This window comes from Pedobacter anseongensis (assembly GCF_037482965.1).
GTDB classification, from domain to species: Bacteria; Bacteroidota; Bacteroidia; order Sphingobacteriales; family Sphingobacteriaceae; genus Pedobacter; species Pedobacter anseongensis.
Window position 1 is genome coordinate 377,038 of record NZ_JBBHKB010000001.1, and the last position, 12,946, is coordinate 389,983.

The following is a 12,946-nucleotide window of genomic DNA, read 5'->3' on the forward strand; positions in this document are numbered from 1 at the left end:
ATACTAAATTTCAATTTTATCAACTGTACCATTTTGCAGGTGTAATCTCTGGTCTGCAATAGCCTTTAGTGCTGGGGCATCTGAAACGATTACGATTGTAATTCTCTCTTTCAACTCTTTTAAAAAGTTAACCATTTTAAGACAAAACGCTGCATTCATCCCATCTAAAGGATCTTCCATTAACAATAACCGATTATCTCCCAAAAGTGCTCTTAATAGCAATATTTTCTTTTTAGCGCTAAAGGAAATCTCTGTATCGGTTTCGCTTAGCTGAGTGTTAAATCCGTTGGTGAAGCTTCCCGATAAATTATCAAGACCAATAGCTTCAGAAAGCTCAAGTATGTCTTCGGTATTGATATCTTTTCTGCCCAGAAGGATGTTGTCTTGCAATGTGCCCTTGATAATTCTCATATCATCCATATATAGGCCAATATGATCTCTCAAAGACATCTTTTCTAAATTCCTTAATGGAATTTTATCGAAGAGAACAGTACCGCGCGATGGATCATAAAACCCTGCCATCATGTTTATGAGCAGGGATTTTCCTGCGCCAAGGCTCCCGGTTACCAGGGTGATCGTATTTGGCAGAATATTGAAGTTGATATTTGATAAAATTGGCTTCTGGTCATTAAATGAAAATTCAACGTCCTTGAAAGCCAGTTCCATTCCCCCCAACTTAGGTTCTAGTATAATATTCTCTGTATGTTCTTCTGTTAGTTCGGTTACCTTGCCGAGCTTCACTAAGGAGGCCACCACGTCATAATAGCTTTCCAAACTCTTGATCAGTTTTTCTACAGCTGTCATGATGTTCAATACCACAATCTCTGTAGCAATGAATGCTCCGATGTTTAATTTTTGGTTAACCAATAAGTAGGTACCGATGGCGAGCATCACTAAAGTAATTACCACCTTGAAACCGATTATGGTTTTATACTGAAAAACCAATACCTTGAAATGCTTGGTTCGATTTTCGAGATAGGCCATTACTCGCTCATCAGTTCCTGACAGGTGCATCTCTGTTTTCGAGTTGATCTTAAATGTTTTTATCGCCCCAGCAATATCCTCTAGCCATGAGGCTACCTGATATTTCCTGGTACTTTCATCTAGGCTAGATTGGATACCCGAGGCCATGGTAAAGCTGAAGATCATGATTACAATAACAATTACGATTACTCCAAATACCAAAAACCAGGGATGATAGAAAGATAACAAAAGTATCCCAAAGAGAATTTGGATCAATGCCGTTGGAATTTCTAGTAAAATCTTTGAAATACCCTTTTGAAGATTTTGAGTATCAAAGAAACGGTTAACCAATTCTGGTAGGTAATATTTTTTACTGGTTGATAAGTCAATCTTTGGGAGTTTTTCTGCAAATGCAATGGCATACTCCACAAAAATCTTCTGTTGAATTTTTTCAATGATCTGCATTACCTTTACCCTAAAGAAGCCCGCCAGGAAAGTGCCCAAAACCACAAAACCGATGAGTATGTATAGTGAGGTAACCATAGTAGCACCCATCACAAAACTAACGATGGCCTGGATGCCTAAAGGAATACTCAACTGTACCAAGCCACTTAAAATTGCATAAATATAAATAGCCGTTACATCTTTCTTTTCCTTGGTGATATATTTAAACAGTGCCCTACTACTTTTTTTATAATCTTGTTCCTGTGCCATATTCACTTATTTGATTACAGAAAACGCTAAAAAATTCAAATAATCCAGTACATATTTTTTATGTTGAATTTTGGATTTGTTATCAGTTAGTTTTGGAAGGTGCTCGCTAAAGAAATGTTGGTCATGGGCACACTCTAGCAAGGTGCTTGCCAGCGAATTTGGGTAAGCAAATTCGGGGTTGATCAGCAAAATGGTTTGCCCAACAAATTGACATAAACTTTTTAGTGGGCTAAAAACCAGCTCTTGATTGATTTCGTCTACTTCTTTAACTAAGTATGCCTTGCTACTTTCTGAAATAACAATCCCGTAAAGCTTTTCTAAATCATAATCAACAATTTCAGAATTACTTTCGTAGTTATGGGTAATGATGTCCAATATTAATTTTAATTTCAGTACAGGATCGTTTTGCTCTTGTAAACTCATTGTTGCTATAAACTCTAAATAGCACCAATACCAATTTAATATATAGGTTAAAAGCTTATGTTTTGAAGCAAAATAACGATAGATGGTCGCTTCAGTTGAGTTTATCTTCTCTGCTAGTTTTTTAAAGGTAAAGCGTTCAAATCCAACTTCATGAATGAGTTCGATTCCTTTTTCAACAATTATTTTCCCGACTTCCGTATTTTCGGGATCCCGGAGATAAAGGTTTTCATTAATCTTAAACTTCAATAACACACGCATAAAAATTTTTTTTACAAAAATATCATTCGTCTCACATAAAAATGCAAAGCAATTAACATAAATAGTCATCGTATTGCAATTAAATATTTTACTTATTTTAAAAATAGTATTACTATCTTGCCAATTTATTTTTTTATTTTAGATCTTCTCTTCACTTGTTTGCCTATAAAAATGTCTGTCTATTAACTTAAGTTAGGATTAACGTTTTATTACAAAGGGATCAAAATATTACGATTTGGGGCTGGGCTGATGCTGGAGAAGTGATTTCCTTAACATTCAAAAACAAAACATATATTGCAAAAACTCGCACAGATCATCGTTGGACTATAAAAATTCCACCTCAACAAGCTGGAGGCCCATTTAAGATGCTAATCAACAATATTGTGCTTCAAGACCTTCTTATCGGCGATGTTTGGCTATGCGCGGGGCAATCTAACATGGAAGCTGTAATGAGCAGAGCAAATATCAAAGCAAATTATACTCAAATAATCAAAAATAGCAATTTTCCACAAATCAGGCAGTTTACCGTTAAAAGAGCCATGGCATTTAATCCGCTAGCCGATGTCGGTAGTGAAAAAGGCTGGGTCGCAGCAGATTCTACAACCGTGTTAGATTTTTCGGCAGTTGCTTACTTTTTTGCAAAAGAGCTTTATCAAAAATATAAGGTGCCAATAGGCATTATTAATTCAAGTGTGGCCGGCACGCCTATCCAGTCGTGGGTAAATAGCGAAGCTCTAAAAGACACTGCTTTGGTGAATGGAATTCTAAAAGCGGCGCCAAGAAGGGCAGATTTCTTGACTTATAGCTTTAAACGAAGTGTCAACAATTGGGTTTAATTTATCAGATAATAGAAGGTTTAATTTATCGTAACACAAGCACCCATCCTCTTCAAGCTTTAATATGCTTCTTTGGTTCAAAAATTGGAGAAGATCTTTGGAGTAATTTAATAGAATGTAATTTCGATTAGCAAATTCTAAAATGTCTGGCTATTAATTAAATTAGTCATTAACGCTTTATATTTGAATTGAAAACACTTTATTGAGTTACTAAAATTTCAGCTATCTACTCCAACAACCACTTTTTCGCTGTTAAGATTACCTCATCACTTTTAGTATTATTCAAGTCATTCACCACTACATCGGGTATAATCATATCCTTGTAGGGTTTACCTGTTCGGTCAGCTACAAATTGGACTGCTAGCAGCAATTGCGATCCATTTGATAAAAAATAGGTTTGATTGGCTGTCGTATAACCCGCCGAGGATTGTCCAAACGTTTTCACATTTGGTAGTCCAAGAAAGGAGATTGCCGTCATTTCTCCACTGCTTCCCGTCAGTGAGTCAATAAGAACAGCAATTTTAACTTTTGTATTCTCAATTTTATAACTATTGATGGTTGAGGAGTTTAATTTTCCATTTAGGCTGATCCACGGTTGTTTTTTATTTGAATTAGGATCCACGAAGTAACCGACCGTTCCATCCTCAATAAGCGCATTTAGCCCTGCAAGCATAGGCCACATATTTCCTCCTGTGTTATGGCGAAGATCCACAATCCACCCTGAAACCTTTTGCCCAGAATCAATTCTTTTTATTTCTGATCGGATCGTATTGGCAAAGGCTTTATCCTTTACGGCATCAAACGTTAAACATGGGGGAATTTTTACCCATGCAATCCCCTCACCTAGATAGTCGGCTTGAGGAGGAATTGGCAACTGTGTCTCAATAATTTTGGATATGGATTTCTTAGATATAAAAAATGAGTGCTTTTCTCCAGCTTTCCTTAGTTTGTGAGTAAAAAAATCGAATAAAATTTTAGTATCCGTACTATCATTCCCATTTAATTTCAAAGAAGCAGATTCTCGGGCAACTTTATTCCAATCAAGGGAACTGGTGAACATTGAATTCTTTTTAATTAGCTTAAAAATCTCCTTTTTTAGTTTAATTACTTCAGTGCTTGCTAAATTTTTATCCTTCTGGCCATATATAACCAAAGGAGACATTAAAAACAGGAAGAAAATATACTTAATCATTATGTTCAATCAATCTAATTAATAATAAAGTCTAATGGTTTATACAGAGCTTTCATAATTGTAAACCTATTACTGATCTGCGTCTTTTAATTATGATGTATTTTAACACATAAAGGTTGCAAAGCAATATGAAAAAACACCAATCTTAGGGATCAAGCGGAAAAATTGGGGAGTAAAAAAGAAAAGCCTAACTAATTAAAGTAAGGCTTTTAATCTGCTCCCTTTGCTGGGCTCGAACCAGCGACCCTCTGATTAACAGACAGACGCTACCCATTTCTAATAATTTGTTTATCAACTAGTTACAAGCCTTAAAAGAAATCCCGTAATGTATTTGTAACGGTTTTTTTTATGAAGGTAAGAATTTTTTTCGGCACCTAGCTTTCCAATTCCTTAACTTTTGCCATAAGTAAAATTTCGTTCTAAGCCTGGTTACTTGCGATTTATTGTTTTTTCTGACTACTCTTTCAGGAAAGCTGATAGCAAATAGCCATATCGATGGGCTTACCAACAATTGGGGAAGATTCTACATATTGATGGAACACCAGGCTGTGGCCGGGAGTTAAAAGTGAACAAGACTCCTCACGAAGTTATGGCAAAGCTATCTGCCATCATGGACAAAGAATCGAGGCATGTTAAACATCTTCCCACTACTTTTCCATGCCAGCAAGATTCACAAAAACGAAGGTACTCGTTTAACTCATTATCATTATTCCACCGTTTTTTGATAGAAATTGAGATGAGTATTTGATAAACAGTTATAGAACTATTGTGTCTTTTCTAGCAGGCCAGCGATGAAGTAAAGTCTACAGTTGTTTCCTTTCAACCATCAAGAAAAAGGAAGAATACAAGTTATCCTATGAGAGATTTTTGGCTATATTGTAATCACCTACATTTATTGAAATGAAAAACGACAAAACATCACAAAACTACACGTTAAACAGACGTAATTTTGTTACTGGAATTATCCCGGTGATAGCTGGCGCAACAATACCATCCTGGGCTTCGGCGAAGGAGATTCAACAAACCAGAGAAGACAATGACTTTCCAGGACTTATTACGCGAGAGAAAAAGCCATTAAATATGGAGTTTCCATTTCCTACGTTAAAAAACAGGATTACTCCAAATAACCAGTTCTTCATCAGGAGTCATTTTAATATTCCCAATATTGATGCTACAAATTGGGAATTAGAGATTGGCGGCAACACCAATCATGTCATAAAGATCAATCTGAGCGAACTTAAAAAGCTTCCTGCAAAAAAGGTAATGGCTACTATAGAATGTGCCGGAAACGGACGTGCTAACCTCGCCCCAAAAGTGAAGGGTTTAGGATGGGAACAAGGTGGGATCAGCAATGCTGAATGGACAGGAGTACCTTTATCCGTATTGTTAAAGAAGGCTGGCATAAAGGTGGGTACGGTAGACATTATTTTGGAAGGGAATGATGAGGGGATGATTACAGAAGAGCCGAAATCACCAGGAAAAATCAAATTCGCCCGAAGCATTCCGTTAAATATAGCAATGCAGGATCACATCATCATCGCCTATGAAATGAATGGAAAACCATTGAGTGCTGAACATGGTTTCCCGGCAAGGGCAATTATTCCAGGATGGTATGGTATGGCATCTGTGAAATGGCTGATGAAAATTACTGCATCTGAAAAGCCGTTTGATGGCTATTGGCAGACGATTGAATATGCTTACTGGAAGCGTGTTGAAGGACTACCTACCTTGACGCCCGTAACCACTACATTGGTTAAGTCTGAAATATCAAGGCCGGTATTGTTTGAAGCGGTGCCGGCTGGAAAACCTTATCAAGTAAGGGGTGCAGGATGGTCAGGTGATAGTAACCTATCGAAAGTAGAAATAAGCACGGATAAAGGAAATTCATGGCAACCAGCAAAATTAATTGGTCCTGCTATCCCTTTCGCCTGGCAGCTATTTGAATTTGAATGGGTGGTTCCTGCTAAGACTGGAAGATATAGTTTAATGGCTAGAGCGACAGATCAAAATGGCAAAACGCAACCCATGGAGCATGATTTAGACAGAAGAACTTACATGGTTAATTTTATCTCGCCAATTGATGTAGATGTAATATAGCTCAATAAGAACAAATTTCAGGATCTTGCGGTTATCGCATAAGGCTTGTTTGGCATAAACAGTTTATCACAATTAATATTCTACATCAAACCATGATCAGATTCACGTCTATACTTCTACTATTTGCTAGTTTCTCTGCACGAGCACAACATGAACACATGCAAATGGCAACTAAAAAAAATGTCTTCCTTGGGCAAATGGCTCATATGATGATGAAGATGGATGAAATATCAGCTACCACATCTGCAGACAGAGATTTCATACAAATGATGATCCCACATCACCAGGGTGCTATTGATATGGCAGAAGAAGAGATTAAGACCGGAAAAAATAAAGAAATGATTCAGCTAGCTAAAAGTATCAAAGCTGAGCAACAAACCCAGATTCAGCAAATGCGACTCCTGCTCAGCCATCCTGAAGGATTTATCGCTACAGGCAACCAACATCAAAACGCCAACCAGAAGATGATGAAAGTGATGATGGAACAAATGCCTGAAGAAAAACAATTGTCTGATACTGATCTGTCCTTTGCAAGGATAATGCTTCCTCACCATCAGGCTGCCATCGACATGGCTAAAGTTGAGTTGCGGTATGGAAAAAATAAAAATGTAAAAAGACTGGCCGAGAATATTATCTCAGATGAACAGATAGAAATCCAACAAATGAAGACATTTACAAACTCCCATTAACATATGAAAAAGATATCCTTGTTTACGCTATTAATATTCAGTTTTGCCCTACAATCAAAAGCACAATCAATCTATGCCCAAGACAGGGTTTATACAGGCAATCAGATATCTAATACGGTTTCTGTCTTAGATCCCTCAACACAAACGCTATTAGGAAATATTGTTCTTGGTAAACCCCAACCTGATATCTTAAGTCCTCTATATAAGGGACAGGCCCTGGTTCATGGCCTGGGTTATTCCCCTAAAAGGCAATTACTAGCAGCGGTTTCCATTGGATCAAATTCAGTAACCTTTATTTCAACAGCAAAAAATAAAGTTTTAAAAACTGTTTATATCGGACGTTCACCGCATGAGGCAACCTTTAACCCTTCAGGATCACAGGCATGGATATCGGTAAGAGGAGAATCGTATATCAGCGTAATTGATGCAAATAAACTGATTGAAATCAAGCAAATTCCAGTAGCCGACGGCCCGGGAATGGTTGCTTTTACTCCAGATGGAAAATGGGCTTATATTTGTTCCAGCTTTACTGCAGAAGTGGATGTAGTGAATGCAACTTCTTATGCTATTGTAAAGCGTATTCCAGTAGTTAGTCCATTTTCTCCAAATATATTCTGTAGTCCTGATGGGAAATGGATTGCATTGACACATAAGGATGTAGGGAAGATCACTGTCATCAGCACGGAGACAAATACGATACATACAGTACTAAATACAGGTCCAATTACCAACCATGTCACTTTTACTTTAGTTAATGATTCACCTGTGATGCTGGCAACCATTGGCGGAGAAAACAGCTTAAAAGTATTTAGTGTTTCACAAGATTTCAAGCTTACTGATAGCGTTGCGACAGGATCATTGCCACATGGCGTCTGGACTTCGGCAGATGGTAAATTTGCATATGTCGGATTAGAAAATGATGACCAGGTACAAGTGGTTGATCTGGTAAAAATGGCCGTTGTAAAAACCATTGCTATTGGACAATGTCCGCAAGCATTGTTGTACGCCGCTAATGCCAGCCCTGCAAATGCCTCAAAAGAAAATTTAACCCCGCTTAATCTTGCAGACAAAAGTCAGGTGATTAAATTGATGAATAAGGATAATTCAATGTCATCAGGCATGCTAAACGTAAGAAGCGTAGGCTTGACTGATCTTGTCCAACAGGACTTTAAAAAACTCGAGCCAAATACTTCGTATACTTTAGCGTTAACCAACTCCTCAAATGATACGTTTAACGCAGATTATGTCATCAATTCTTTTAAGACCGATGAAAAAGGAGCTTTTAGCGGTCAATCCTCGGGGATAATTAAGAGTGTAGGAACAGGTGGCGCCGATTATAAACATGTGGTTCTTATTGATGATCTTTCAAAAAAGCTGGTGATGATCAGTAACTAATGTATTTTAAACCAAAGATATAACTGCCCATAATGCAGCACTTGAAATTACTATCCATAAAATTACGCCTTGTAACAGTGGCATTATCCCCACTGCTTTCAAGATAGTAAATGAGAGTCCGCTTCCTATCAGGAACAAGGTTAAAGTTAAGCCTGCTTTTGCTAATGCTACAAAGTAGGGCGCAAAAGGCTTAATAAAAGGTAAGTAGGTGTTTGCGATCATTGCCAGGATAAATAGCCCTATAAAATAGGGTATACTAACTTTGCTATTGTTGCTTTTGAACAGGAAAGATGTACCAAACGCTACGGGAACAATCCATAGTGCTCTGGCTAACTTAACAGTTGTGGCTATCTGTAGTGCTTGTTCACCATATTTACTGGCTGCCCCAACAACAGAACTGGTATCGTGAATAGCAATGGCACACCACATACCAAATTGTGACTGTGACAAGTTAAGCGCATGTCCGATAGCGGGGAAAAGAAATAAGGCCACCGAGTTGAGTATAAAAACAGTACCCATTGCAACGGAGATCTGTTTTTCTTCTGCGTTCATTACAGGCGACAATGCAGCAATAGCACTTCCACCACAGATCGCCGTTCCAGCTGATATCAAAAAAGATGTTTTACGTTCTATTTTAAATACTTTTCCCAGGATAAAACCAATGATAAGCACTCCGAAAATAGAAACTACGGTAAACAGTACGCCTTCTTTTCCTGCTTTCATTGCACTGAATACATTCATTCCAAATCCTAGCCCGACAACAGAAATTTTTAGCAGCAGGTTTGTGGCCTTGTGATTTAAATGCAGATAGGGATGTTCCATTAGTTGCGCCAATACTAATCCTAGCAATAAGGCTAAAGGAGGCGACATAAATGGAAAGAGGCACAGCAAAACTGCCAGGATGAAGATAATTTTACGGGTGTTTAAATTTAAGTTTAGCAGGTTACCCGCCTTTATTTTAGAAGAATTTGAATTGTCTTTGATTTGTGTCATAATTTTGATTGTCTTTATTTTCTAATTCAAAGATCCATAACTAATAAACCCCGATCAAATCATTAAAACTTATCTTCCATAACTTCATGTTATAGAAGATAAGTTTTTAGACATTATTTATTCCCAACCCCATTTTTTGAAAATGAGATGTCCTTTATCGGATTGCATAAACTTGATAAAATCCTCAGTTTCCGACTTATGCGTACCAGTGCTACCCCTCACTACAGGTGTACCTCTATAGACTGTTTGTGTAACAGGAATCCTAACCATTGAGGTGAGGTCTGGTAAACGGTTATGCCAGGAGCCAAATGTTATCCAGGCATCATATTGAGGATCATTTTTCCATGCAGCAATACCCAATGCCGAATTTGCAAATGTACCTGCTATACGCTGCTGTATGTTTGCAATCAGATCTTGTCGACCTGCCAAATCTTCCCAAAGCCCCATTTGCCCAGCCCCATTCACATCAAGAATTTTCACACCTGGTTTACAGAGATCGCCCAGATTTTTGATGTTTTTAGGATTGCCGGGCCGTACCAGGATCGCTGCCGCACGTTTATATAACTCTGTCCGAGAGTTCGCCACTATCATGTTTGGGTGGTCAGACATGAATTTTGAAAGCATGTATTCTGCTCCTCCAAAGAACAGATCTGCATGTTTCATTGCATCCGGCATCCATTCATTATCTGGCCCGGCAGTGACTTTAATTACGATATCATGCTGCTTTCCAAAAACCTTCGCACATTCATTGATCGGTCCGAGCGGCCCACCGGGACCATAGACATATAAAGTATCGTTTGGGATTTGTGCATTCCCAATGGTCACTACAGCAACGACTGACAATATGGTTAAAAATATATTTTTCATTGTGTTTATGTTTAAGGTAAATCAAAACCAAACTTTTTGTAGATGGCAGCAGCCTGCGGACTGATCAAAAAATCCATAAAATCTTTTGCAGCGGCCGGATGTGGCGCATCTTTTAACTGTCCCGCTATATATTGCGCATGGATATTCTCTTTTTCAGGAATTTCAATGAGCTCAACAGGATGGCCAATCATTTTCTGATAGTAGGCCTCAGTATACCATACTGGAGCGGCGTCACTTTCGTTGTATAGGATCCTCATTGGTGATTGGCGATGATGGATCATGGTAAGATAAGTAGTCTTATCTTTAACTTTATCTTCCATGATGGTAGATTTTAATGTTTCCCCTCCAGCTTTCACATAGGCTTCTTCAATACGTTTACCGATCCCTTCATTCTCTGGATTGGGCATACTGATCCTCAGCTCTTTATTTGCTAAATCTTTGAGTGACTTCAATGCCTTCGGATTTCCCTTTTGGACCATGATTGCCAACCTGTTTCTAGCATATAAAGTCGTTTTGCTAAACCATTCAGGGGTCATGTCTATCCGGTTCTTACCAGCTGTATAAACATCCGGCTTTAAGGTAATTCTCATGTTGCCCACCACAATGCTACCGGTTTTTATTTGTTGGGCTAAAATGCCTGGGGGAAGCGTTTCGGCAAATACCCGCTGATAATGTGGATATGACTTTTTAAAGGCTGCAATTAATTCGTCAATGCACATAAACTGGTTACCGGCAAAGAAAACCACCAGTTGGGGATCATTAATGTCTCCAAAAAGATCAGGCACATTGTCTACTCCAGGTACTGTGAACTGAACTTTACTTTCAGGTGGAGTATTCCAGGGCGGATCAAAGCGATGATCCTGGGCCTTAACATTTCCACAAAGCAATAAAAATGCAACTGTGGCTAAAAAGGTGTGATTTATATATTTCATGATTTTCTAATTATTTGGTTTAAGGATGTACAACTGCCCATCCCTGATATTGACGGATGATGATTTCACCATTGCCGCTGGGTACATAACTGATAAAATCAAATAAGGTATTTTTTTCGATTTTCCTTTCTCTGACGGTATTTTCACATTGTGCAAGAATTACTCCTCTGGATTGCAGTTCTAACAATGTTTTTTCAAAAGATCCGTTCTTCTGGTAAACAGCTACGCCATCTCCAAAGGCAATAAGTTCTGCATTGATTTTCCCTTTTAACCTGGGATCGTCGAGTGCATTTTTTAGGTTTCGAAGTGTTCCTGCAATCTTTTTCTCATCACCGTTATTGATTACATACAGTGCCTTATAATTTTTCAGGGTGGCTTTTGCCCCTGTAAAATTAGCAGGTGTAGCTTGGGCAAAAGTGGCCGAGGTTGCTGCGATCAGCAAAAATAATGTACAGATTAAGGTTATTTTTTTCATGATTTTAGATTTTGATGATTTATTTAGTTGTTAGTTTTACTTGTTTTTCGGAGGTTACAATTGGTGCAAATGGACCATACTTATGTTGATTTTCAGAAAATTTGTCGGCATATGGTCCGTATGGCGCATCAAAAGGTTTTTTTAACAAATCAGGGTAATCTTTTCCCTGATCTTTATGTGGTCTTGGCTGTGAGTTCACAAAAGCAGCGAGATCCCAGGCCTCCTCATCACTTAACTGCGCATCTCCATATCTGGCACCATATGGCATATTGTTCTTTACGAACCCCGCAAAGTTACTGAGTCTATACATCCCTGCGCCATCATTGTAGCTGTGTTTGCCCCATAATGGCGGATAAACATAAGTTAGTTTGTCTTCATCGAGTATTCCCTCACCATTTGCACCATGACAACTTTGACATTTACTGGTATATAAAATCGCTCCATGTTTGACATTCGCTGCCCTATCCAGGAATTTTAATTTTTCGGTTCCCGTTCCAAACACTTTCTCCCCTTTTTTTACACCTGTTCCAAGCCATTTCATATAAGCCAGCATTGCCTGTATCTCTTTACTAGATTCGTCTGGTACTTTGCCTGCAAGACTTCGATTGAAGCACTCTGCAATACGTGCCGATGCAGGTTCAACCTTTCCTGATCTGCCACTCATTTTAGGAAAACTGGAAATAAAACCAGCATAATTATTTCCGAACAGTTTGGTTCCACCCTCGAGGTGACAATTCTGACAATTCATACCATTTGTAATACGGGCTATGGATCCATTTGGCCCAAAATATTTGCTCGTATGTGCTATTAATTCTTTGCCATACCTGATCATCTGGCCGTACTTGGTGTCCGCCGGAATCGTATTTTCATCAGGCGCTTTCCAGGCATCAGCAGGTACAACCTGGCTTTTGACGTTAACAGCAGCTATACCGGTTTCCACATCCTGTTTGGTTTTTGCTGTCACTACATCTGGCTGCCCATTAAAAAATAAAGTGCAGATGAAAATGGTTCCACAAGCAACAAATAGAAACGCAATGATAGCCGTTGTCCTGGCTGTATATATAAGTGCTTGTCTGATTTCTTTTTCTGTTGATTCCTTATTCATAACCAAT

13 protein-coding genes are annotated in these 12,946 nt (G+C 38.4%); 5 read left to right on the forward strand and 8 right to left on the reverse strand.

Annotation, left to right across the window (positions count from 1 at the left end; all coding sequences use genetic code 11):
• Positions 1–3: 3 nt before the first annotated feature.
• Together WG904_RS01800 and WG904_RS01805 are read right to left on the reverse strand one after the other, a co-directional pair.
• Positions 4–1,677 (reverse strand): peptidase domain-containing ABC transporter, encoded by a 1,674-nt coding sequence (locus tag WG904_RS01800; RefSeq protein WP_339577580.1) that lies wholly within the window; start codon positions 1,675–1,677, stop codon positions 4–6.
• A 6-nt stretch (positions 1,678–1,683) separates the two neighbouring features.
• Positions 1,684–2,427: a TetR/AcrR family transcriptional regulator gene (locus tag WG904_RS01805; protein ID WP_339577581.1), complete on the reverse strand. Its 744-nt coding sequence runs from the start codon at positions 2,425–2,427 to the stop codon at positions 1,684–1,686.
• Positions 2,428–2,723: 296 nt separating this feature from the next.
• On the opposite strand from WG904_RS01805, the gene WG904_RS01810 reads away from it, so the two are divergent.
• Positions 2,724–3,194 (forward strand): sialate O-acetylesterase, encoded by a 471-nt coding sequence (locus WG904_RS01810; protein WP_339577582.1) that lies wholly within the window; start codon positions 2,724–2,726, stop codon positions 3,192–3,194.
• Between the two features lie 226 nt (positions 3,195–3,420).
• On the opposite strand, the gene WG904_RS01815 is transcribed toward WG904_RS01810, so the two are convergent.
• Positions 3,421–4,386 (reverse strand): S41 family peptidase, encoded by a 966-nt coding sequence (locus WG904_RS01815; RefSeq protein WP_339577583.1) that lies wholly within the window; start codon positions 4,384–4,386, stop codon positions 3,421–3,423.
• 511 nt (positions 4,387–4,897) lie between these two features.
• On the opposite strand from WG904_RS01815, the gene WG904_RS01820 reads away from it, so the two are divergent.
• From WG904_RS01820 to WG904_RS01835, 4 genes are all read left to right on the forward strand, one after another.
• Positions 4,898–5,134, forward strand: a complete 237-nt coding sequence (locus tag WG904_RS01820; RefSeq protein ID WP_339577584.1) for a hypothetical protein — start codon at positions 4,898–4,900, stop codon at positions 5,132–5,134.
• Between the two features lie 152 nt (positions 5,135–5,286).
• The gene (locus WG904_RS01825) at positions 5,287–6,483 is read left to right on the forward strand and encodes a sulfite oxidase (protein ID WP_008245487.1); all 1,197 of its coding nucleotides are present in this window, start codon (positions 5,287–5,289) and stop codon (positions 6,481–6,483) included.
• Between the two features lie 158 nt (positions 6,484–6,641).
• Positions 6,642–7,172 (forward strand): DUF305 domain-containing protein, encoded by a 531-nt coding sequence (locus WG904_RS01830; RefSeq protein ID WP_056095405.1) that lies wholly within the window; start codon positions 6,642–6,644, stop codon positions 7,170–7,172.
• Positions 7,173–7,175: 3 nt separating this feature from the next.
• On the forward strand, positions 7,176–8,567 hold the full coding sequence (locus WG904_RS01835; protein ID WP_056095402.1) for a beta-propeller fold lactonase family protein: 1,392 nt from the start codon (positions 7,176–7,178) through the stop codon (positions 8,565–8,567).
• A gap of 6 nt (positions 8,568–8,573) precedes the next feature.
• Here WG904_RS01835 and WG904_RS01840 read toward each other — a convergent pair whose 3' ends face one another.
• The 5 genes from WG904_RS01840 to WG904_RS01860 form a co-directional block, all read right to left on the reverse strand.
• Entirely contained in the window at positions 8,574–9,560 is a 987-nt protein-coding gene (locus WG904_RS01840; protein WP_008245480.1) for a YeiH family protein, read from the reverse strand.
• Positions 9,561–9,677: 117 nt separating this feature from the next.
• Entirely contained in the window at positions 9,678–10,427 is a 750-nt protein-coding gene (locus tag WG904_RS01845; RefSeq protein WP_008245473.1) for a substrate-binding domain-containing protein, read from the reverse strand.
• Positions 10,428–10,438: 11 nt separating this feature from the next.
• Positions 10,439–11,359, reverse strand: a complete 921-nt coding sequence (locus WG904_RS01850) for a molybdate ABC transporter substrate-binding protein (RefSeq protein ID WP_056870676.1) — start codon at positions 11,357–11,359, stop codon at positions 10,439–10,441.
• Between the two features lie 19 nt (positions 11,360–11,378).
• Complete coding sequence (locus WG904_RS01855; protein ID WP_008245470.1) at positions 11,379–11,834, reverse strand: DsrE family protein; 456 nt, start codon at positions 11,832–11,834, stop codon at positions 11,379–11,381.
• 19 nt (positions 11,835–11,853) lie between these two features.
• Positions 11,854–12,939, reverse strand: coding sequence for a c-type cytochrome (locus tag WG904_RS01860; RefSeq protein ID WP_082491480.1), 1,086 nt, complete (start codon positions 12,937–12,939; stop codon positions 11,854–11,856).
• Positions 12,940–12,946: the final 7 nt, after the last annotated feature.